Source organism: Mycobacterium sp. 663a-19, from assembly GCF_035616495.1.
Taxonomy (GTDB): Bacteria; Actinomycetota; Actinomycetes; order Mycobacteriales; family Mycobacteriaceae; genus Mycobacterium.
The window spans coordinates 383,850-404,567 of the sequence record NZ_JAPJAV010000001.1; the positions used below are offsets into that span (position 1 = coordinate 383,850).

The following is a 20,718-nucleotide window of genomic DNA, read 5'->3' on the forward strand; positions in this document are numbered from 1 at the left end:
GCGAAGCAGGAGGACAATGACGGTCCAGCCGACTCCGATGAACCCGCACACCGGTTCCGATGTCTCCGAAGGATTTCCGGCCAATGAGTCCGCGGAGATGCTCCGTGACTACTACCGGCAGATGGCGCTGATCCGGGCATTCGAATTGCGGGCGGCGGAGATGTATCAGCGGGCCAAAATCGGCGGATACTGCCATCTCAATCTGGGCGAGGAAGCCACCGTGGTCGGGCTGATGGCGGCGTTGGAGCGACGCGACTACCTGTACACGACCTATCGCGATCACGGGTACGCCCTTGCCCGCGGTGTCGAGCCCGGCCGAGTCATGGCGGAGCTCTTCGGTAAGACCACCGGTGTGTCCGGCGGCCGCGGCGGCTCGATGCACCTGTTCGACATCAAGTTGCGCCTACTCGGGGGATACGGCATCGTCGGCGGCCAGATCCCGCCGGCCACCGGCGCGGCGCTCGCGCTCACCTACCGCGGAGATCCCGGTCCCGACGCGGAGGCCGTGATGTGCGTGCTCGGCGACGGCACGACCAACATCGGGGCATTTCACGAAGCGCTCAACCTGGCCGGGTTGTGGCGCCTGCCGATCGTGTACGTGATCGTCAACAACGGCTTGGGCATGGGAACCCCGGTGGAGAAGGCGGCGGCGGAACCCGACCTGTACAAGCGGGGCTGCTCCTACCGGATCCCCGGCGAACGGGTCGACGGCGACGACGTTCTGGCGGTGCGTGATGCGGCCAGGGCCGCCTTGACGCGCGCGCGGACCGCGCGTCAGCCCGGTCTGATCGAGGCGGTATGCCAGCGGCTTAGGGGCCACTCGGTGGTGGATCCGGCCAAATACCGCTCCCGCGAAGAGGCGGAGCGGCTGCGCAGGCTCGACGCCGTTCCGGCTTTTCGCCGCCGGCTGATCGAATCCGGCATCCTGGACGACCAGGCGGCTCGAGGCATCGACGAACAGGCCGAGGCGCAGGTCGATGCCGCCGTGGAGTTCGCCGACGCCAGCCCCGACCCGAGCCCGGGCGAGCTGTTCGACTTCGTCTATGCCACCCCGGTAGCCAATGCGCCACACCAACTTCCGGGTGATCCCGTCGTGCCCAGTCCGGCGGAACAGCCATGACCGTGATGACCTATCGGCAGGCGCTGCACGACACGCTGCGCGCCGAACTCCTGCGCGACGAGTCGGTTTTCCTGATCGGCGAGGAGATCGGCGTCTTCGAGGGCTCCTACAAGATCACCGCCGGGCTGCTGGCGGAATTCGGGCCCACCCGGGTGATCGACACACCGATCTGCGAGGGGGGATTCGTCGGTGCCGCGATCGGTGCGGCAATGCTCGGCATGCGACCGATCGTGGAGATTATGACGATCAACTTCAGCCTGTTGGCCGTCGACCAGATCGTCAATCACGCGGCCAAGATGCACGCGATGTTCGCGGGCCAGGTGTCGGTGCCGGTGGTGATCCGCACCCCGGGCGGCGGCGGACAGCAACTGGCCGCGACGCACTCACAGAACCTGGAGGTCTGGTACGCGCACGTGCCCGGGATGAAAGTTGTCACTCCCGCCACCCCGGCGGATGCCAAAGCACTGCTTACCGCGGCCGTTCGCGACGACGACCCGGTGCTGGTCCTGGAGAACCTGGCCCTGTACAACACCAAGGGCGACGTGCCCGACGGCGAACAGATCGGCCAGATCGGGCGGGCGTCGATTGCCAAGCCGGGAACCGACCTCACCGTCGTGGCCTACTCGCGGTCCACGGTGATCGCCTTGGACGTCGCCCGCCAGTTCGAGGCCAACGGCGTGTCCATCGAGGTGGTCGATCTGCGCAGCCTGCGGCCGCTGGACCGCGAGACGATCTGCGCCTCGGTACGCAAGACCAGCAGGGCTGTCATCCTCGAAGACGACTGGCTCAGCTACGGGGTCGGCGCCGAGATCGCGGCAACGATCGCCGAAGGTGCGTTCGACTATCTCGATGCCCCGATCCGGCGGGTCGCGAGCGCCGAAGTGCCTCTGCCCTATGCGAAGCCGCTCGAGCTGGCGGCCCTGCCCGACGCCGCCGACCTGACCAAGGTCATCGGCGAGGTTCTCGACGCCAGCCGGTTCGCCTACTGAGAGGGACCGTCATGCCAGACGTGCTGATGCCACGATTGTCGGACACCATGACCGAAGGTGTTGTCGGCCAATGGCTCAAGCACGAAGGTGACACGGTTCAGCGTGGTGACGTCCTCGCCGAAATCGAGACCGACAAGGCCACCATGGAGCTCGAGGCCTACGACAGCGGCGTGCTGACGCGAATCATCGCTGCCCCCGGCAGCACCGTAGCCATCGGTCAGCCCATCGCCGTCATCGACGACTGGGCAGCGGCCACTGTCACCGAACATGTTGGTGCGCAAGCGGTCTCCCCGGAGGTGTCGGCTCCCGCGCCAGCGCCGACGCCAACGCCAGCGCCAGCGCCGATCCCCACGCCGACGCCGGCGCCCACCGCACCGGTGCGCGCCACTCCGCTCGTACGCACCCTGGCGCGTGAGCACGGAATCGACCTTGCCGGCGTGACCGGCACGGGCCCCGGGGGACGCATCGTGCGCAAAGACATCGAAGCCGTCGTCAGCCGGCGCCCGCCCGCTGCCCGACCTGACGCTTCGACCCTGGCGGCGACCCCGACGGCGATTGGCGGCGACGGCGACGAGCTCGTGCCGCTGTCGTCGATACGCCGCATCGCGGCCCAGCGGCTGACGGAAAGTGCTGCGGCGCCGCACTTCTACCTCACCTCGGTGGTTGACGCCGGCGCGCTGCAGAAGTTGCGTGCCGAGCTCAACGCGGAGTTTTCCGATACCGGGCCGAAAATCAGCGTCACCGATCTTTTGATCCGCGCGTGTGCCATGACGCTACGTACCCACTCGGACGTCAATTCCTCGTGGGGCGGTGATCATCTCGTCCGTCATGGCCATGTGAACATCGGTTGCGCCGTCGCCACCGACAACGGACTACTGGTAGCCGTTGTTCGCGACGCAGACCGCAAGAACCTCACCGAACTTGCCGTCGAGGCGCATACCCTCATCGAACGAGCACGGGCCGGCAAGCTCACACCCGACGAATTGACCGGTAGCACATTCACGGTCAGCAACCTCGGGATGTACGGCATCGACCACTTCACCGCCGTCATCAACCCGCCCGAGGCCGCGATCCTCGCCGTCGGCGCCGTCCAGGAAGAGGCCGTCGTCCGCGCGGGGCAACTCACCGCCGCAACCACATTGAAGCTCACCCTGTCCATCGACCACCGCGTCCTCGACGGTGCCACGGCGGCAGTATTCCTACGCGACCTGGTGAGTCTGCTCGAACACCCGCTACGAATCCTGGTGTGAGGATCCCTTGCGCCGCTCAACCGCGAAGGCCAGGAACCCCCAGGCGCGTCGGACAATTGCTGGTGCGTGGTCACCGCCAGCCGGTTCCACACGTTTGATCGTCGCGATGGCCTTGAGGAAGTTCGTCGTCAAAACACTTGGCGAAGATGGAGGGGTTCGTCGTCACCCCGGCTTACATGCTGGTGGCCGACCAAGTCGGCCAGCCCGTCCGACCTGAGCCGCTCTCGGCTCAGGTCGTCCAGCCAGATCGAAACCCCAGCTTCGGTGAGCGAATCCAATGGACCACCCATGCGGACTCCCCTTTGTTGCCATTGTGGATCCGATCTTTATTGTTTACCCACCCGCCGGCGACAAGCCAGCGAAATCACGTCATCGGATTGATGCTGGGCACGGTCAACCGAAGCCCGGACGCCCTAGCCTCTTTCGCCGCGCGGATGTGGCTCGCGAAGCTGTCGCGGTCCAGCCGCCGCGACATCACATCGGCGACCAGCCTCGGGCGCCGGGCTGAGATCGGGTGGCAGGGCCGCATGGTGCCCGGGTTGAGGACCAATGGCCTTGCCGCCGGCTGCGATTTCGGAGAACACTTGAAGGTAGGTAGAGAGCGGAGGCCGACATGCCTGCGACAATGGTGCCGACTGAGATCATCCAGGATGCGGTGCGGTTGGCGTGTCGCGCCCCGTCGCTGTACAACGCCCAGCCGTGGCGGTGGGTCTTCGACGCCGGCCAACTACAACTGTTCCTCGATCCGAGCCGAGTAACGCTCTCGGACCACTCGGGGCGCGAAGCGCTGATCGGTTGCGGCGCTGCACTCGACCATGTTCGGGTGGCAATGGCCGCGGCCGGGTGGCGGTCTCGTATCGGCCGGTTCCCGAATCCTAACGACCCGAATCATCTGGCGTCGATTTGGTTCACCCCGATGGAGTCTGTCACCGAGGACCATCGCCGCCGCGCCGACGCGATCCTGCTGCGTCGCACCGACCGGCTGCCATTCATCGCGCCGATGCACTGGAAATCGTTGGAGCCCGTGCTGCGCAACGCCGTCGACACCGATGCAGTGCATCTGAACGTGATGCCCGATGACCTGCGTTCGTGTCTGGCGGAGGCATCCCAGATCGCCAAGTCGCTGCGATTCTATGATTCCGGATATCACACCGAACTAGGCTGGTGGACAGCACCATTCGAGGTCTCAGAGGGTATTCCGTACAGTTCGCTGGTCTCGGCGGCGGAGAGTGACCGGGTCGATATCGGGCGGGCATTCCCGCTGACCCACCAGCGCGAGAGGCGCACCGAAGTCCCAGAAGACAACTCGACCATTTTGCTGCTATCCACCGACGACGACAGTCGTGCTGCCGCGTTGGCATCCGGCGAAGCACTCTCCGCGATCTTGCTCGAATGCACGATGGCCGGCCTGGCCACCTGCACGGTGACTCACATCACCGAGGTCCGTATCACGCGTGACACGGTAGAGGCGTGCCTGGAACACGACACCATGCCCCAAGTCTTCATCCGGGTGGGCGTGGCACCCGCGATGGAAGAAATGCCGCCACCCACACCACGACGACCGCTCGACGACGTCCTGCGCATGCAATGCTGAACGGAGACCGCGTTCGCCCGAACGGTGATTTAGGGCTAAGGCTGTTGTGAAGTTTGGTTCGAGCGTCTTCGCCGGGCCGGGGCCCGCCCACGCGGTTGCGTCGGCTGCTCGACCATCCCCGGCGGGCCCGGGATCGGCCGGGTGATCGGATTACCGAGGGTCACGGTGATCGGCTCGCCGTGATGCGCCAGGGGAAGTGGATCACCCGCGCGCAGGGTATAGGTGGCGTTGGATGGCGTGATCTCAACGGTGAGGCGCCGCGCCCGCTTGGTGAAGGTGAAGGCAAGTCGGGTCAGGCTGTCCGGCAGGCGCGGGGCGAACCTGAGGGTACCGTCTTGGTCTCGCATGCCGGCCAGTCCGGCAATCAGGGCGATCCAGCTGCCGGCAAGCGCGGCCATGTGTAGCCCGTCGCGGGTGTTGTGTTCGAGATCATCGAGGTCCATCAGCGCGGCTTCGCCGAGGTAGTCGTAGGCCAGCGCGGTGTGGCCGACCTCGGCGGCGATAACGGCCTGGGTGCAGGCGGACAGCGAGGAGTCCCGGACCGTGAGCCGTTCGTAGTAGGCGAAGTTGCGGGCCTTCTGTTCGGGGGTGAAGGCGTTGGTACGCCGGTGCATGGCCAAGACCAGGTCGGCCTGCTTGACCACTTGTTTGCGATACAGATCAAAGTACGGGTGGTGCAGCAGCAGCGGATACCGGTCGGGTGGAGTGGTGGCGAAATCCCAGATTTGGTGGGTGGTGAAGCCGTCGGCCTGCGGGTGCACACCGAGCACCTCGTCGTAGGGGATGTACATGGCTTCGGCGGCCTTTCGCCATCGGGCGGTCTCCGCTTCGTCGACGCCGAGCGCGCGGGCGCGGTCCGGGTAGCGGGCGACGGCGTCGGCGGCGGCGCGCAGGTTCTGTTGCGCCATCAGGTTGGTGTAGACGTTGTTGTCGGCGACCGCGCTGTATTCGTCGGGGCCGGTGACGCCGTCGATGCGGAAGCGGCCGTCGATGTCATAGTGACCGAGGGACAGCCACAGTTGGGCGGTTTCGGTGAGTAGTTCGACGCCGATCTCGCCTTCGAACGCGTCATCACCAGTGGTGTCGCAGTAGCGGATGACGGCGTCGGCGATCGCCGCGTTGATATGGAACGCGTCGGTGCCCGCCGGCCAGTAGCTGGAACATTCTTCGCCGTGGATCGTGCGCCACGGGAACGCGGCACCGGCCAGCCCGAGCTGGGCGGCGCGTTCGATGGCCAGCGGCAGGATGGAGTGTCGCCACCGCAGCGCGTGCGCGGCGGCGTCGGGAAACACTTGGGTCAGCACCGGCAACACGTAGGCTTCGGTGTCCCAGAAGCTGTGTCCGAAATAGCCCGGTCCGGTGAGTCCCTTGGCGGGAATCGCCCGGCCCTCCGCACGAGCGGCGGCCTGCACGATGTGGAACAGCGCGAACCGCACCGCGTGCTGGATTTCGGGATCGCCGTCGACTTCGACGTCGGCGCATGCCCAGAACTCGTCGAGGAAGGCGCGCTGCGCTGTGCGCAGGCCATCCCAGCTGGTCTGTTTTGCACCGGCCAGCGCAGCATCGGCCTGGTCCCATACCGCGGGCCGCGAGCGACTCCCCGACCATCCGTAGGCGACGAACTTGTCCAGCCGTAGCCGCTCCCCGGGCCGCAGTTCTACGGTGATGGTCACCCGGCCCAGGTGCGGGAAACTTTCGGACTCCACCGAGGTGGTCGCAGGCCCGTCGACCACGTGATCCATCACCGCGGCGATGCACAGCTCGCTGCGCGCCGTGGAATGAACCAGCCCCACCCGGGTGCCCCGCGCCGCGTGCTCCTCGCTGATCAGCGGCGGGAGCTTGGGCAGTCCCGCCCTCGGATCACCCGGTGGCGGCGCGGGCAACACTTCGTTGGCGACCAACTCGGATTGGACCACCACCCGCACCGGGCGGTCGACGGCCTCGACCTGATAGCGGATCGCGGCGATCGAACGCTGCACCAGCGACACCAGCCGGGTCGAGGACACCCGCACCGCACGACCGGCTGGCGACACCCAGTCGGTGTACCGGTGCAGGACCCCGTCGCGGAAGTCCAGGTGCCACTCGTGCGCGTGCACCCGGCCGTAGGTGACATCGAAAGGTTCGTCATCGACAAGCAGCCGAATCAGCTTGCCGTTGGTAACATTGGCGACCACCTGTCCGGACTCCGGGTACCCGTAGCCGGGCTCAACGTACGGCAAGATCCGCCGTTCGTGAACCCCGTTGAGGTAGCTGCCGGGTAGTCCGTGTGGCTCGCCCTCGTCGAGGTTGCCGCGCCAGCCGATGTGCCCATTCGACAGCGCGAACAGCGATTCGGTCTGTGCCAGTACTTCTACGTTGAGCCCCGTCAAACGCAGGCACCAGGGCTCGCAACTGAACGCGGGGTGGGTGATCATCGGTGATTAGTCCAATCCGCTAGGTCGGTAGCCGCTCAACCGCGAAGGCGCTTCGCAATCACTTCGCGCGGCAGTTGCCGCGGGCTCGGATAGGCGACGATCACCCGTTCCCCGTCCGGGTCACAACCCTCGACGAAGTTCACCCCGCCCTGGGTATACGAATAGGCGGCAACATCGCAAGCCTTCAGACGTTGCGTGATCCGCTCCAGATCGGACTCGCTGTCGGTGGCCCACATCAGATACTGGACGCCGATCGTGCCCGGGTCGCGATGCCGGAATCCACGGTCTGCATGCACATAGAGCTGAAAGCCGTTGGGTGCCAACAGCAGAGCCATGTCAGCCTCACGGATGAGCACACGGCAGGAGAACACGTCGCAGTAAAACTTCAGCGACCGCTCCAAGTTCGACACCCGGAGCACGCATGAGGCAACCTCCGCGGCAATCCCGCTCTCCGGTTCGCGGTTTTCGGTGTCCATTTCGCCGGTTATTTGGCGAGTTCTTCGAGGGCCAGCGTGGCATGCGCGTAGGCGCCGCCGGCGCGCATCTCGGCCGCGACCCAGATGGCCTCCATGATCTCTTGGTCGCTGTTACCCTTCCGGCGCGCGAGCCGGGTGTGGCCGCGGATGCAGTAGGGACATTGGGTGGTGTGAGCGACCGCGACTGCGATGAGTTGTTTGGTTTTCTCCGGCAGCGCACCATCGGCGAACACCGCACGGCTGAACGCCTCAAACGCGTCGTGGGTGTGCGGGACGAGTTCCTTGCGGAGTTTGTGGATCTCGGGGGTGGTGGGGTGGTACATATCCTCGGCCATAGCTACTCCTTCCTGTGCGGGGTCCGTCGTCAGGGTGTTGTGGCGGCGGGGCTGTCGGCGAGCAATTGCCTCAGGACGTATTGCATGATGCCGCCGTGGCGGTAGTAGTCGGCCTCGCCGGGCGTGTCGATGCGCACGACCGCGTCGAACTCGACGCCGCCGGCTTTGACGCGCACGGTGTCCGGGATGCTGTCGTTGAGTGCGTCGACGCCGGTGATGTCGACGGTCTCCTCGCCGGTCAATCCCAGTGAGTCCGCGCTTTGCCCCTCGGGGAACTGCAGCGGCAGCACGCCCATCCCGATGAGGTTGGAGCGGTGGATCCGTTCGTAGGACTCGGCGATCACCGCGTGCACACCGAGCAGGGCGGTGCCCTTCGCCGCCCAGTCGCGCGACGACCCGGAGCCGTATTCCTTGCCGGCGAGGATGACCAGGGGCGTACCGGCTTTGGCGTAGTTCACCGATGCGTCGTAGATGGTCGCCACCGGGCCGTCGGGCTGGGTGAAGTCGCGCGTCCATCCGCCTTCGGTGCCCGGGGCGAGCTGGTTGCGCAGCCGGATGTTGGCGAACGTGCCGCGGATCATCACCTCGTGGTTGCCGCGCCGTGAGCCATAGGAGTTGAAATCCTTGCGCTCGATCCCGTGCTCGGACAAGTACTTTCCCGCGGGTGAGTCGGCCTTGATGGATCCGGCCGGGCTGATGTGATCGGTGGTGACCGAGTCGCCGAGCTTGGCCAGCACTCGTGCACCGGTGATGTCGGCGACCGGTTGCGGATCGCGGCCCATACCGTCGAAGTAGGGCGGCTTGCGCACATAGCTGGAGTTTGGATCCCATTGGAAGGTGTCGGTGTCTGGAACCGGCAGCGAGCGCCAGCGCTCGTCGCCGGCATACACGTCGGCGTAGTCCTTACTGAACATTTCGGAACGCACGGAGCCGGCGATCACCTCGGTGATCTCGTCGGTGGTGGGCCAGATGTCGCGCAGGTAGACCGGCTGTCCGTCGCTCCCGGTGCCCAGCGGATCGCGCAGCAAGTTGGTGTGCAGAGTGCCCGCCAATGCGTAGGCGACGACCAACAGTGGTGACGCCAGGAAATTCATCTTGCACTCCGGGTGGATGCGGCCCTCGAAATTGCGATTGCCCGACAGCATCGAGCAGACGGTCAAGTCGTTTTCGGTCACCGCCTGGCTGACCTCGGGAATCAGTGGTCCGGAGTTGCCGATGCAGGTGGTGCATCCATAGCCCACGAGGTTGAAACCGAGTTTGTCCAGATACGGTGTCAGTCCGGCCTTTTCGTAGTAATCGGTGACGACCCGGGAGCCGGGTGCCAGCGAGGTCTTGACCCAGGGCTTGCGGTTCAGCCCCTTTTCCACCGCCTTTTTCGCCAGCAGTGCCGCGCCCAGCATCACCGACGGATTGGAGGTATTGGTGCAGGAGGTGATCGCGGCGATCACCACGTCCCCGTTGTCGACGCTGACCCGGTCTCCCTGCAGGCTGATCTCGACCGGGTTGCGCGGCCAGTTGGTCCCGTCGCCGTTGGTCTGCGGCGCGTGCGGGCGGTCGCCGGGGTGGTCGCTGCTGACCGCGATGGGATCGCTCGCGGGGAACGACTCGGCGGACGCCTCATCCAGACCCAATTCCACGGCCTCGGTATATGTCTGACCTGAGAGCAACGCGGCGATCGCCTGGGGAGCGACGTGCAACGGGATGCGGTCCTGTGGTCGTTTGGGTCCGGCGATCGACGGCTCGACCGTGCTCAGGTCGAGTTCGATCGTCTGCGAGAACGTCGGCTCGTGGTCGGGGTCGTGCCACAGGCCCTGCTCCTTCGCGTAGGCCTCCACCAGCCGGATCTGGTGTCCGGGGCGACCGGTCAATCGCAGGTAGTCCAGGGTCACGTCGTCGATCGGGAAAATCGCGCAGGTGGCCCCGTACTCGGGGCTCATGTTGCCGATGGTGGCCCGGTTGGCCAGCGGCACGTTGGCCACGCCGGGTCCGTAGAAGTCGACGAACTTGCCGACCACACCGGTACGGCGCAGTAGTTCGGCCACCGTTAGCACCAGGTCGGTGGCCGTGGTGCCGGGCGGCAGCTCACCGGTCAGCTTCAGGCCCAGCACCTGCGGGATCAGCATGCTCATCGGCTGGCCGAGCATGGCCGCCTCGGCTTCGATGCCGCCCACGCCCCAGCCCAGCACACCCAGCCCGTTGACCATCGGGGTATGCGAGTCGGTGCCCACCAACGTGTCCGGGTAGGCCAGCGTTCCTTCCGCGCTGTCGCGGGTGAACACCACTCGGGACAGGTATTCCAGGTTGACCTGGTGGCAGATCCCGGTATCCGGTGGCACCACGCTGAAATCCGTGAACGCCTGCTGCGCCCAACGCAGCAATTGGTAGCGCTCGGCGTTGCGCTCGAACTCCAGCTCGGCGTTGATGCGGAACGCATCCGGGCGGCCGAAGACGTCGGCGATCACCGAGTGGTCGATCACCAGCTCGGTCGGGCACAGCGGGTTGATGCGTTTGGTGTCACCGCCGAGTTCGGTGATGGCATCGCGCATCGCGACCAGATCCACCACACACGGCACCCCGGTGAAGTCCTGCATCAGCACCCGCGCCGGGGTATAGGCCACCTCCCGGCCATGCTCGGCCGCCGGATCCCAGGCCGCCAGTGCGGTGATCTGTTCGGCGGTGACCAGCCGACCGTCCTCGTTGCGTAACAGGTTTTCCAGCAACACCTTCAAGCTGTAGGGCAACCGGTCTGCACCGTCGATCCGTGCCAGGCGGCGGATGACGTACTTCTCGTCGCCGACGCTGAGCTGATCCAGGGTTCCAAAGCTGTCCGATGTCATCACATTCACCTCGAAGCGGTTGTAAAGCATAGTCAGACAAGTGGATTGACGATCACACACTCCACGCGGAACCTTCGATGCCGGTGTCGAGCACGCATCGTGGCATTCCCGCTCAACTCTTCAGTTGCAACACGTCGGCAAGCGGTCGTCGCGGGGTGGGCGGTGGCACCGCCTCCAGCGCGGGTGCGTTGCCGACCCGGATCAGGACCTGGGGTAGATCGGTGTGATCCGTGAGCGCCGCGAGGAGTTCGCGGCTGACCGACAACTCCGTCAAGTGTGTCACCGGGCAGGTAGACAGGCCCGCCATCGTGCATTCCAGCAGGACGGTCGACAGGGCCTCGCCGCACCGTAAAGCGTCGCCGCGGCTGTCGTCTTCGGTGGACAGCATCAGGACCTTCGAGTAATCGGGTCCGACCCCGGTGCGCCTTTGCGTGTTGCGGACAGGGGGAAATGCTCGATTGACGCCTACCCGGCCAGACTCGTCGGCCGAAACCAGCGAACTGTACGGAATTCCCTCCGACACCTCGAAAGACCCTGTCCACCAATCGAGTTCGGAATGATACGCGGAGTCGTACCGGCGCAGCGATTCGGTGAGCTCGGCCGCTTCGGCAAGGCGGGAACGAATCTCGTCGTGCAATACGTCCAGGCGCACCGTGTCCGCGCCAACCCTGCTGCGTAGCAGCGGCTCGAACGCTTCCCAGTCGGTCGGGTCGAGGAACGGAAGCCGATCGGTGCGACGTTTCAGAATCGCGTCGGCGCGGCGACGGTGGTCGTCGGTCACCCGGTCGATAGGCGTGAACTCCGTCGTGGCCAGGTGCTCGGGGGTTTCCGGGTCGGGGAATCGGTCGACATCGGCCCTCCACCCCGCGGCCTCCATCGCCACTCGCAGGTGATCGAGTGCCGCGCCACAGCTGATATGGGCTTCCCGCATCGATCGATCCGCGCGCAGCACACGGCTCGAATCGAGAAACAGGTCTAACCGGCCGGCCTCGGCCACCCACCGCCACGGTTGAGTGTTGTGCAGCGATGGGGCTCGGCACGCCAATCGGACCGCATTCTCGATGACCGTGGTTTCCACACTGGTATCCAACACCGCCCGCCTCCGGTCTTCTCTTCCGCCCCGGGCCTCTTGCGAGCCGATGTGGTCACGCCCTCGTCGGCTACGATTCGGCTCTGGCGTCCGGTGCTATTATTAATGAATAATATCCTCTAAATAGAGGCAGGGCAACCGGACGAGAGGACGCCTGGGGTGGACGACCAAGCCGAGCACCAGAGCGGACGACCGCGCCGCACGGGCCGCAACCGGCAGCGCCAACGAGTCCTCGACCTGGTGCGCGCGCACGACGAGCCGGTCGATGCAGCCGAGCTCGCTACGCGGCTGGGGCTGCACACGACCACGGTGCGGTTTCACCTTGACGCGTTGTGCAGCGAAGGGGTCGTCGAGCGCACCCGGATCTCACGGGCCGGCATCGGCCGTCCGCGCACCGGCTACCTCGCCGTGCGCGAGCGGCTGAACTATCGGGTCCTGGCCGAGATTCTGGCGCTGGAACTCGGCGACACCAACGCCAAGCGACGCCGCCGCGCCGAGGCCGCCGGCCGACGGTGGGCCGAGCGGATCACCGCCGAGGCGGGAGGCGACGGTGCTGAGGGGCAACGTTTTCCGAACGCTGCGGGAGCGGGGGAGACCCTTGAGGAGCAAGTAGCGACGGTCGCGACGGTGTTCGCCCGGATGGGTTTCGGTCCCGCGCTGGCCCCCGACGCGATGTCGAGGACCGCCAACCAGCGGACCATTCGCTTGCACAGCTGCCCGGTCCGGGAACTGGCTCGGGCCCACCCAGAGGTAGGGTGCGCCCTGCACCAGGGGCTGCTGCAAGGGCTCCTCGCCAATTCGGCAGTGACCGAGGGTGATTCGCGGCCGGTGATGCGGGCAGAGCTGGAGCCCTTCGTCGAGCCCGAACTATGCCTTGTCAGGGTGAAGGCGCATAACTGAGCTGGATACGCCGCACGGCACGCCCGTGGCTCATCGCCGGCGGAAGACCTTGCGCCCCAGCCAGACTGCCGGGTCGTACCTGCGGCCGGCAACGCGTTCCTTCAGCGGGATGATGGCGTTGTCGGTGATCTTGATGTGTTCCGGGCAGACCTCGGTGCAGCACTTGGTGATGTTGCACAGGCCCAGGCCCGCCTGGTCCTGGGCGAGGTCTCGCCGATCCGCGGTGTCGAGTGGATGCATCTCCAGTTCGGCAACGCGGATGAAGATGCGTGGTCCGGCGTAGGCCTTCTTGTTGTCTTCGTGGTCGCGGATCACGTGGCAGACGTCTTGGCACAGGAAGCATTCGATGCACTTGCGGAACTCCTGCGAGCGCTCGACGTCGACTTGCGCCATCCGGTATTCCCCCGGCTGTAGCCCTTTCGGCGGTGTGAAGGACGGAATCTCGCGCGCCTTCTCGTAATTGAACGAGACATCGGTGACCAGATCGCGGATCACCGGGAATGTTCGCATCGGGGTGACGCTGACGGCCTCGTCCTCGGCGAAGGTCGACATCCGGGTCATGCACATCAGCAACGGGTAGCCGTTGATCTCCGCCGAGCAGGATCCGCATTTGCCCGCCTTGCAGTTCCATCGCACCGCGAGATCCGGGACTTGGGTGGCCTGCAACCGGTGGATGACGTCGAGCACCACCTCGCCCTCGTTGACCTCAACCGTGAAGTCCTGCAGCGCGCCGCCGTCACGGTCGCCACGCCACACCCGCATGCTCGCGGTGTACGTCATTTGGCGTCTCCGTTCTGGCCTGCTAGCCAATGCATCTCAGATTGCCCACGGCATCGCTGGCCAGCGGAGCACATCAAGATCTGTCATGGACGGTACGCCCGATATGCTGCTCGTTACGCATCCGTTCGACCATGTGTGGGTAGTGCAGTTCGAAGGCGGGCCGCTCGGAGCGGATGCGGGGCAGTTCGGTGAAATTGTGCCGCGGCGGCGGGCAACTGGTTGCCCACTCCAGCGAGTTGCCGAATCCCCATGGGTCATCGACGGTGACCGGTTCGCCGTAGCGCCAACTCTTGAACACATTCCAGATGAACGGCAGCATCGACACGCCCAGAATTATCGCCCCGACGGTGGAGACAATGTTTAGCAGCTGAAAGCCGTCGGTGGGCAGGTAGTCGGCATACCGGCGAGGCATACCCCTATTGCCCAGCCAGTGCTGCACCAAAAAGGTTGTGTGAAAACCGATCAGGGTCAGCCAGAAGTGCAGCTTGCCCAGCCGCTCGTCCAGCAGCCGGCCGGTCATCTTCGGGAACCAGAAGTACACCCCGGCAAAGGTGGAGAACACGATGGTGCCGAACAGTACGTAGTGGAAGTGCGCGACCACGAAATAGGTGTCGGTGACGTGGAAGTTCAGCGGCGGGCTGGCCAGCAGCACACCGGAGAGGCCACCCATCAAGAAGGTGACCGCGAAGCCGACCGAAAACAGCATGGGCGTCTCAAAGGTCAACTGACCCTTCCACATCGTGCCGATCCAATTGAAAAACTTGATCCCGGTCGGGATCGCGATCAGATAGCTCATGAACGAAAAGAACGGCAGCAGAACCGCTCCGGTGGCGAACATGTGGTGCGCCCACACGGCCGTCGACAGGCCGGCGATGGTCATGGTGGCGTAGACCATCGTGGTGTAGCCGAAGACCGGTTTGCGGGAAAACACCGGGATGACTTCGGTGATGATGCCGAAGAACGGCAAAGCGACGATGTAAACCTCGGGGTGGCCGAAGAACCAGAACAGGTGCTGCCACAGGATCGCCCCGCCGTTGGCCGGGTCGTAGATGTGGGCGCCCAGGTGCCGGTCGGCGGCCAGCCCGAACAACGCCGCGGTCAGCAGCGGAAAGACCATCAGCACCATGATGCTGGTAATCAAGACGTTCCAGGTGAAGATCGGCATCCGGAACATCGTCATTCCCGGCGCGCGCATGCAGACCACCGTGGTGATCATGTTGACCCCGCCGAGGATGGTGCCCAGACCTCCGACGATCAAACCCACTATCCACAGGTCAGCGCCCGCGCCCGGGCTGTGCGCAGCCTCAGACAGCGGCGCGTAGGCGGTCCATCCGAAATCGGCGGCCCCGCCCGGGGTGATGAACCCGGCGATGGCGATCAGCGCGCCGAATACGAACAACCAAAACGACAGGGCGTTGAGCCGGGGGAACGCGACGTCGGGCGCCCCGATCTGCAGCGGCAACACCAGATTTGCGAACCCAAACACGATCGGTGTGGCGTAGAACAGCAGCATGATCGTGCCGTGCATGGTGAACAGCTGGTTGTACTGCTCGTTCGATAGAAATTGCAAGCCGGGGGCGGCGAGTTCGGCGCGCATCAGCAACGCCAGCAACCCGCCGATGAAGAAGAACGTGAAGCAGGCGACCATGTACATGACGCCGATCAGCTTGTGGTCGGTCGTCGTTATCAGCTTGTAGATCAGGTTGCCCTTGGGCGCCAGCCGGGCGGGAAAGGGGCGGTGCGCCACCAATTCTCGCTGGGCCATTCCCGTCGCCATCGAGCCTCCTACTGCGGGTGCTTTAGATCGGCCGCCTTCCACCTCCGCACCGCGGAATCAACCTTCTGCGGTGTCTCCGGGAGGTGTGATGCAGCACGATGTTGGCCATCAGACGGCGTAGCGCGCGGTGGGTGTGACGGGCAGGATTTCACGCTTTTGCTGAACGGTCAGATAGCGCAGTCCGCTCGGACCGGCGGTGAACTGCAGCTGTGATCGTCGTGGTAGCCACGCGAAGGAGCCGGGTGCAAGTTCGATGGCGCCCTGCTCGGTGATCAGCCGGCCGCTGCCGGACAGCACGTGGATCAAGACGTCGACGTCCGCGCCGGTGTGCGTATCGATTCCGCCGTCGGGTGCCAGCACGACCACATTCGAGTCCAGGTTCCACTCCACTCCGGGTACGCCCGAATCCACGTTGGTTTCCGTCGGAATACGGGGCAGCGGGGCGGCGGTGAGTTTGTCGAGCTGGTTGTCGGCCATGGGGTTGCGCACCTCCCCGGGGTTTGTGGAGTTTTTACAATAGCAATTGTGTAAACTCTAGCTCATCGGTGCGCTTTTGGGAAGACTGTCCCTATGCCCCATGGGTAGCCGTCGTTCGGCGGGCATCAGATGGTTTGGTGGCGCCCGAAGAATTCGTGGTCTTCGTTGTAGCCGCCGTGACCGCTACCCAGCTCGGAGTAGTGCGCGACGAACTCAATCCCCTTGAGCCACTTAACATGCCGGAAGCCGTGCTGCAATTCGTTGCGCAGCCGCAGCGGCGCCCCGTGGCCGTAGTTCAGCGGTTCGCCGTTCATGTCGTAGGCCAGCATGGTCAGATGGTGGCTCATCTGCTCGATCGGGTGCGCCACGTAATAGATTCCGCCGTCGGAGCCGGGAGCTAGCGAGTAGAACACCGCCCACTTGGCCTCGGGCAGCGGTTTGACGATGTCCATGATCGTCTGCATCGACACACCACCCCACTTGGCGACACCCGACCAGCCCTGGATGCAGAAATGCTGGGTGATCTGTTCGTGGTACGGCAGGTCGTGCAGGTCGGTCAGCGAGAACTCGGTCGGGTGCTCGACCAGACCGTAGACCCGTAGCCGCCAATCCACGAAGTCGTTCTTCTCCAGCTCCTTGTACTCGACGGTCTCCGGGTAGGTGCCGTTGAGCCAGAAGTAGGGCGAGATGTCCTTTTCGGTGAACGCGCCCGGCTTCGGGTTGGCGTACTCGAACAGCCGCTGCAGCGGCCCGATGAGCGCATACCCGACCCGTTGCACCACGCGGGGATGGCGAAAGGTGAACGGGGTGGCGGCTACCCAACCGACGGCCACCACCACCATGGCCGCGGCGAAGACCGCGAAACCGACCCAGCTGTTGTTGTCGCGGGCGGCGAACATGTGGTTGAGGTTGCGCGCCGCCTTGGTGGTGAAGACCATCGTGACGTGGACGACGATGAAGAACAGGAAATACACCATCACCAGGAAATGCAGCGAGCGTGCGGCCTGGATGTTGAACCGCTTACTGATCACAGTGAGACGCATCGACAGCGCGGGTGACATGCCAAGCCCGCTGATGACGGCCAGCGGTGCGGCGATGAAGACGGTGGTGAAGTAGGACAGCAGCTGCAGGGAGTTGTAGGCCACCCAGGTGTGGTCGGTCGGCCAGTTCAGGGACAGGTATTGGATTGCCACGGATGCCGCGTTGGGGAAGACCTCCCAACTGGTCGGCACGATGTGGCGCCACTGGCCGGTGGTGAACAGCAGCGCGTAGAAGACCGCGCCGTTGAGGAGCCACAAGACGTCGACTCCGAGGTGCCACCACCGAGCCAGCCCAATAGAATGCCGAATCCCCGGCAATCCCAACTGACGGGGCAGCCCAACCGAATCGTCTTTGGCCGTATAGAACGGATCGTCTGGCACTGGTTTAGCCACGCGCAGCCACTCGTCCTTGCCCGGGGTGGCGTTGCGGCTGAAATAAAGCCGCGGATGGTCGACGAGGATTTGAAGCCCCGAGCGGATGATGAACGTCATCAGGAACAGGTTGAAAAAGTGTGTCCAGTTCACCCAGGCGGGGACGCCAGGGCTGGCCCCGGAAGGCACATGGGTGCCGGGATATTGCTGAATGAACGCGTGTACGGCCGGCATGTTATACAGGGTTTTGCCGATTGCCACTCCCGCGACCAGCAGCGCGAACCCAATCGGAATCAACCACAGCAGGTTGAACCACTTGTCGCGGCCGACGCGCAGTCGCGGCGCGATCGCACGCGTGTCTTCCATCCCGCCGGCCCAGGTCTCGGGGTTGACGATGTTCTCGGCGAGGTTCAGCTCCGTGCGATACCCCGCGGCCTGGTGCCCGTTGCGGGCATCGTCGTTTGGCTCGGGCTTTTCGTCGTCATGCGCAGCAGTGGCCACGGCGTTGCCGCGGTTTTCGTCCTGGGACTGCTGAACGTCGGGTTCGCTGTCAGGCATCCGGCTCACGCTTTTCCAGTTTGTACAAACCTCCTTGTGTAAACTTTACGCCATGGCGTATGTGATCGGGAAGCCATGCGTTGACGTAATGGACCGGGCCTGCGTGGAGGAGTGCCCGGTGGACTGCATCTACGAGGGCGGCCGGGCGCTCTACATCCATCCCGACGAATGCGTGGACTGCGGGGCGTGCGAACCGGTCTGCCCCGTCGAGGCGATCTACTACGAGGACGACTTGCCCGAAGAGTTGCATCCCTATCTAGCGGACAATGCAGCGTTCTTCTTCGAAACCCTGCCCGGTCGCGACGAGCCCCTGGGGTCACCGGGCGGCGCGACCAAGATGGGCGCGCTCGGCGTCGACACACCGCTGGTGGCCGGCCTGCCCAAGCAGGATTCTCACGGAGCGTGAGCGCTATCGGCAGGCCATCCGACGAACCGTCCGGTCGCCGTCGCGATGTGCTGCGGGTACTCGTGGCGGCCCGCAGCCCGATGAGCATCACCGCGATCGCCGAGGTGCTGGGCGTGCATCCCAACACCGTGCGCTTCCACCTGGACACGTTGGTCAACCACGGCCGCGTCGAGCATGTCGAGCCGCACCGCAAACGGCCGGGGCGCCCGCCGTTGCTGTTCCGGGCGATCCGCCAGATGGATGCCGGCGGACCCCGCCGTTATCGGCTGCTCGCCGAGATTCTCGCGATGACTGTCGCCGCCGGCCGGGATCCGGGTGCCACGTCGCTCGCCGCGGGCCGTGCGTGGGGACGGCGGCTGGAATCGCCGGTGCCGCAAGGAATGGCGATGGGTGCCGCGGAATCGGTCGACCACCTCGTCGGGGTCCTCGACGAACTTGGGTTCGCCCCGGAGCGCCGCGAATCCGGCGGGGAGCAACGGGTCGGTCTGCGGCACTGCCCTTTTCTCGAAATCGCCGAGGCCAGAACCGATGTCGTCTGCCCGATCCACCTGGGGCTCATGCAGGGAGCCCTGGAAAGTTGGCAGGCATCGCTCGCCGTGGACCGACTCGACGCATTCGCCGAACCGGATCTGTGTCTGGCCCACCTCAGGCCGGAACGAGCCACCACATGAACACCGGGCCGTACCAACGTGCTTTCACACGCGCACGGCCGTCATATTGATGTCAAGCGTGCCCTGGCATGGGCCGCTCAGGATCTCGGTGTGCATGGTGCCGGAAAGCGACCCGTCTGGCTGAGGTGTGTAGCGGGTTTCGCCTCGGGCCGGACTCCATTGGATCGTGGTATCGGGCATCATGCAGTCCCATTGGAAATCGCTGACTTGTGTCCAGGACGACCCATCCCAGGTGAATTGAACCGGTTGCGGAACCGTCGGGTTCCTCGGCGGAGGGCCGCTAATGATCGTGGCGATGCACTTTCCGCTCGTACAGCTCGACCGGAACCCATAGGTATCGGTGTACTGGCTCTCAGGCTGACTCGCAGCCACGCTAGTCCCATCCTTTGGACCAACGATGAACGTGATCGCGTACTCGCCGTTCCAGGACGGAGGGTCGGCGGAGGCAATTGCGGGAAGCGACAGTGCGACAGCGAGCGACGCGGCGCACACACCCATGAGACTGCTCAGACCGTCTGGGGCCATTGGTTTCTCCTATAGGTCCATTACCCCATCTACATACTGTTATGTCATTGCGATTGCCGACAAGCTTTTCGGCCGGAAAGGCTTGAATAGCCAGAGGCAGCGTTGGACGCCGGGCATGGCCGAGATTCCATTTCTTTCGCTATCGAGGCCAGCCGCGTCCAGGGACTTGGTGTAACAGGACCTGCGGATATCCGCGCTGATCGGGCGTGTCGTAGCCCGATCGATGACCAATCCCCACCCTATCGACGTCGAGAGGTGGCCGAGCTTGCCCAGACAGGCGGCCTGGGATCCAAAGGCAGGCTGCCAACCAACACCCGACGGCGGCTGCCTTGCTCGCGGTCACGCGTTCGGTGCGACCGGACTGGCCCAGGTCGCCGAGGTGGTGGGTCAGCTTCGCGGAGAAGCGGATTCGCGGCAAGTTGCCGATCCTCGCGTCGGCTGGCGCAGGCGATGGGCGGCGGCGGGTCCTGCGTGATGGCCGTGCCGGGTCGGTGATTCGGCGCTCACACGGTGTTGGGGTAAGACGGGCCGAGGAAGCGTTCGACGATGGCGCGTTCGTCGGCGGGGTCCTTCAGCGGCCAGCACCACAGCGCCAGAAACGCCCGGATAAGCCATTGGGCGGCAAGTGGGTTCGCGTTGTCCGGGCCGAGCATTTCATACGCGAGTGCGCTGACAACGGGCGAGTTCGTGAGCCACTCGCTGCGCGGCACCGCTGGTGCCGTCTGCATGAGCTGAGCCAATGGATCAGTGCGCATGCGTTGCAGAGCCAGGATGGTGGCCGTCACCACCCGTTCGCGGCCGGTCAGGTCTTTGATGGCCTCGCGCACCGTATCGACGATCCGGGATGCCTGGAGGCCAACCACCGCGTCCCGGATGGCCGCCTTTCCGCCGGCGTGCCGGTAGATCGTCGCCGGTGAGCAGTGGACCGTTTCGGCCAGGCTCTCGATGGTGAATTCGTCGTAGCCGACGTGCGAGATGAGATCGGCGGCCGCCGCATAAATCCGTTCGGCGGCTGCGCTGCGGCGATCCCGGCCCACCAGCCAGTCGGTTTGTGCCATGCAACCCCTCCGGGTACAGCCAACAGACGCTTCCCTCAAGGTGAGAATT

The 20,718-nt window shown here is 65.0% G+C and carries 18 protein-coding genes and 1 pseudogene; 8 read left to right on the forward strand and 11 right to left on the reverse strand.

Annotated features, from left to right (window positions below; translation table 11 throughout):
* Positions 1-16 precede the first annotated feature (16 nt).
* The 3 genes from pdhA to OQ968_RS01980 are packed head-to-tail and all read left to right on the forward strand — an operon-like array spanning position 17 to position 3,359.
* On the forward strand, positions 17-1,120 hold the full coding sequence (pdhA, locus tag OQ968_RS01970; protein WP_324674121.1) for a pyruvate dehydrogenase (acetyl-transferring) E1 component subunit alpha: 1,104 nt from the start codon (positions 17-19) through the stop codon (positions 1,118-1,120).
* A 5-nt stretch (positions 1,121-1,125) separates the two neighbouring features.
* Positions 1,126-2,109 (forward strand): alpha-ketoacid dehydrogenase subunit beta, encoded by a 984-nt coding sequence (locus tag OQ968_RS01975; protein ID WP_324675012.1) that lies wholly within the window; start codon positions 1,126-1,128, stop codon positions 2,107-2,109.
* 11 nt (positions 2,110-2,120) lie between these two features.
* Positions 2,121-3,359, forward strand: coding sequence for a dihydrolipoamide acetyltransferase family protein (locus OQ968_RS01980; RefSeq protein ID WP_324674123.1), 1,239 nt, complete (start codon positions 2,121-2,123; stop codon positions 3,357-3,359).
* A gap of 106 nt (positions 3,360-3,465) precedes the next feature.
* Here the strand turns inward: OQ968_RS01980 and OQ968_RS24865 are convergent.
* Positions 3,466-3,649, reverse strand: a pseudogene (locus tag OQ968_RS24865) (transaldolase family protein); the annotation flags it as partial.
* A gap of 323 nt (positions 3,650-3,972) precedes the next feature.
* Between OQ968_RS24865 and OQ968_RS01985 the strand changes: the two are divergent.
* A complete protein-coding gene (locus tag OQ968_RS01985; RefSeq protein WP_324674125.1) occupies positions 3,973-4,953 on the forward strand; it encodes an Acg family FMN-binding oxidoreductase in 981 nt (326 codons plus the stop codon).
* 35 nt (positions 4,954-4,988) lie between these two features.
* Here OQ968_RS01985 and OQ968_RS01990 read toward each other — a convergent pair whose 3' ends face one another.
* The 5 genes from OQ968_RS01990 to OQ968_RS02010 all read right to left on the reverse strand — a co-directional run bounded on the left by OQ968_RS01990 (position 4,989) and on the right by OQ968_RS02010 (position 12,108).
* Complete coding sequence (locus OQ968_RS01990; RefSeq protein ID WP_324674127.1) at positions 4,989-7,367, reverse strand: glycoside hydrolase family 65 protein; 2,379 nt, start codon at positions 7,365-7,367, stop codon at positions 4,989-4,991.
* Between the two features lie 35 nt (positions 7,368-7,402).
* A complete protein-coding gene (locus OQ968_RS01995; protein ID WP_324674128.1) occupies positions 7,403-7,843 on the reverse strand; it encodes a VOC family protein in 441 nt (146 codons plus the stop codon).
* An 8-nt stretch (positions 7,844-7,851) separates the two neighbouring features.
* A complete protein-coding gene (locus OQ968_RS02000) occupies positions 7,852-8,178 on the reverse strand; it encodes a carboxymuconolactone decarboxylase family protein (protein WP_324674130.1) in 327 nt (108 codons plus the stop codon).
* Positions 8,179-8,207: 29 nt separating this feature from the next.
* The gene (acnA, locus tag OQ968_RS02005; RefSeq protein ID WP_324674132.1) at positions 8,208-11,015 is read right to left on the reverse strand and encodes an aconitate hydratase AcnA; all 2,808 of its coding nucleotides are present in this window, start codon (positions 11,013-11,015) and stop codon (positions 8,208-8,210) included.
* 112 nt (positions 11,016-11,127) lie between these two features.
* The gene (locus OQ968_RS02010; protein ID WP_324674134.1) at positions 11,128-12,108 is read right to left on the reverse strand and encodes an Acg family FMN-binding oxidoreductase; all 981 of its coding nucleotides are present in this window, start codon (positions 12,106-12,108) and stop codon (positions 11,128-11,130) included.
* A gap of 156 nt (positions 12,109-12,264) precedes the next feature.
* On the opposite strand from OQ968_RS02010, the gene OQ968_RS02015 reads away from it, so the two are divergent.
* Entirely contained in the window at positions 12,265-13,005 is a 741-nt protein-coding gene (locus OQ968_RS02015) for a helix-turn-helix transcriptional regulator (protein ID WP_324674136.1), read from the forward strand.
* A 30-nt stretch (positions 13,006-13,035) separates the two neighbouring features.
* On the opposite strand, the gene OQ968_RS02020 is transcribed toward OQ968_RS02015, so the two are convergent.
* From OQ968_RS02020 to OQ968_RS02035, 4 genes are all read right to left on the reverse strand, one after another.
* Positions 13,036-13,785 (reverse strand): succinate dehydrogenase/fumarate reductase iron-sulfur subunit, encoded by a 750-nt coding sequence (locus OQ968_RS02020; protein ID WP_324674138.1) that lies wholly within the window; start codon positions 13,783-13,785, stop codon positions 13,036-13,038.
* A gap of 73 nt (positions 13,786-13,858) precedes the next feature.
* The gene (gene ctaD, locus OQ968_RS02025; RefSeq protein ID WP_324674140.1) at positions 13,859-15,562 is read right to left on the reverse strand and encodes a cytochrome c oxidase subunit I; all 1,704 of its coding nucleotides are present in this window, start codon (positions 15,560-15,562) and stop codon (positions 13,859-13,861) included.
* Positions 15,563-15,670: 108 nt separating this feature from the next.
* Entirely contained in the window at positions 15,671-16,039 is a 369-nt protein-coding gene (locus tag OQ968_RS02030; protein WP_324674142.1) for a hypothetical protein, read from the reverse strand.
* A gap of 125 nt (positions 16,040-16,164) precedes the next feature.
* Positions 16,165-18,009, reverse strand: a complete 1,845-nt coding sequence (locus OQ968_RS02035; protein ID WP_324674143.1) for a molybdopterin-dependent oxidoreductase — start codon at positions 18,007-18,009, stop codon at positions 16,165-16,167.
* 52 nt (positions 18,010-18,061) lie between these two features.
* Between OQ968_RS02035 and fdxA the strand changes: the two genes are divergently transcribed.
* From fdxA to OQ968_RS24870, 3 genes are all read left to right on the forward strand, one after another.
* Positions 18,062-18,415 (forward strand): ferredoxin, encoded by a 354-nt coding sequence (gene fdxA, locus OQ968_RS02040; RefSeq protein WP_324674145.1) that lies wholly within the window; start codon positions 18,062-18,064, stop codon positions 18,413-18,415.
* Positions 18,412-19,086 carry a helix-turn-helix transcriptional regulator gene (locus OQ968_RS02045; protein ID WP_324674147.1) on the forward strand — a complete coding sequence of 225 codons (675 nt, stop codon included), beginning with the start codon at positions 18,412-18,414 and terminating at the stop codon, positions 19,084-19,086. Before fdxA ends, OQ968_RS02045 begins: the two co-directional genes overlap by 4 nt.
* Before the next feature lie 748 nt (positions 19,087-19,834).
* Positions 19,835-20,086 carry a thiolase C-terminal domain-containing protein gene (locus tag OQ968_RS24870; protein ID WP_420715805.1) on the forward strand — a complete coding sequence of 84 codons (252 nt, stop codon included), beginning with the start codon at positions 19,835-19,837 and terminating at the stop codon, positions 20,084-20,086.
* Between the two features lie 28 nt (positions 20,087-20,114).
* On the opposite strand, the gene OQ968_RS02055 is transcribed toward OQ968_RS24870, so the two are convergent.
* Complete coding sequence (locus OQ968_RS02055; RefSeq protein ID WP_324674149.1) at positions 20,115-20,669, reverse strand: helix-turn-helix domain-containing protein; 555 nt, start codon at positions 20,667-20,669, stop codon at positions 20,115-20,117.
* Positions 20,670-20,718: the final 49 nt, after the last annotated feature.

Bases quoted from the DNA above. Each gene is read 5' to 3' on its own strand.
- OQ968_RS24870 (WP_420715805.1), top strand. From the start codon at position 19,835: ATGACCAATCCCCACCCTATCGACGTCGAGAGGTGGCCGAGCTTGCCC.
- OQ968_RS01985 (WP_324674125.1), top strand. From the start codon at position 3,973: ATGCCTGCGACAATGGTGCCGACTGAGATCATCCAGGATGCGGTGCGG.
- OQ968_RS01990 (WP_324674127.1), bottom strand. From the start codon at position 7,367: ATGATCACCCACCCCGCGTTCAGTTGCGAGCCCTGGTGCCTGCGTTTG.
- pdhA (WP_324674121.1), top strand. From the start codon at position 17: ATGACGGTCCAGCCGACTCCGATGAACCCGCACACCGGTTCCGATGTC.
- ctaD (WP_324674140.1), bottom strand. From the start codon at position 15,562: ATGGCGACGGGAATGGCCCAGCGAGAATTGGTGGCGCACCGCCCCTTT.
- OQ968_RS01980 (WP_324674123.1), top strand. From the start codon at position 2,121: ATGCCAGACGTGCTGATGCCACGATTGTCGGACACCATGACCGAAGGT.
- OQ968_RS02055 (WP_324674149.1), bottom strand. From the start codon at position 20,669: ATGGCACAAACCGACTGGCTGGTGGGCCGGGATCGCCGCAGCGCAGCC.
- fdxA (WP_324674145.1), top strand. From the start codon at position 18,062: ATGGCGTATGTGATCGGGAAGCCATGCGTTGACGTAATGGACCGGGCC.
- OQ968_RS02035 (WP_324674143.1), bottom strand. From the start codon at position 18,009: ATGCCTGACAGCGAACCCGACGTTCAGCAGTCCCAGGACGAAAACCGC.
- OQ968_RS02000 (WP_324674130.1), bottom strand. From the start codon at position 8,178: ATGGCCGAGGATATGTACCACCCCACCACCCCCGAGATCCACAAACTC.
- OQ968_RS01995 (WP_324674128.1), bottom strand. From the start codon at position 7,843: ATGGACACCGAAAACCGCGAACCGGAGAGCGGGATTGCCGCGGAGGTT.
- acnA (WP_324674132.1), bottom strand. From the start codon at position 11,015: ATGACATCGGACAGCTTTGGAACCCTGGATCAGCTCAGCGTCGGCGAC.
- OQ968_RS02020 (WP_324674138.1), bottom strand. From the start codon at position 13,785: ATGACGTACACCGCGAGCATGCGGGTGTGGCGTGGCGACCGTGACGGC.
- OQ968_RS01975 (WP_324675012.1), top strand. From the start codon at position 1,126: ATGACCTATCGGCAGGCGCTGCACGACACGCTGCGCGCCGAACTCCTG.
- OQ968_RS02030 (WP_324674142.1), bottom strand. From the start codon at position 16,039: ATGGCCGACAACCAGCTCGACAAACTCACCGCCGCCCCGCTGCCCCGT.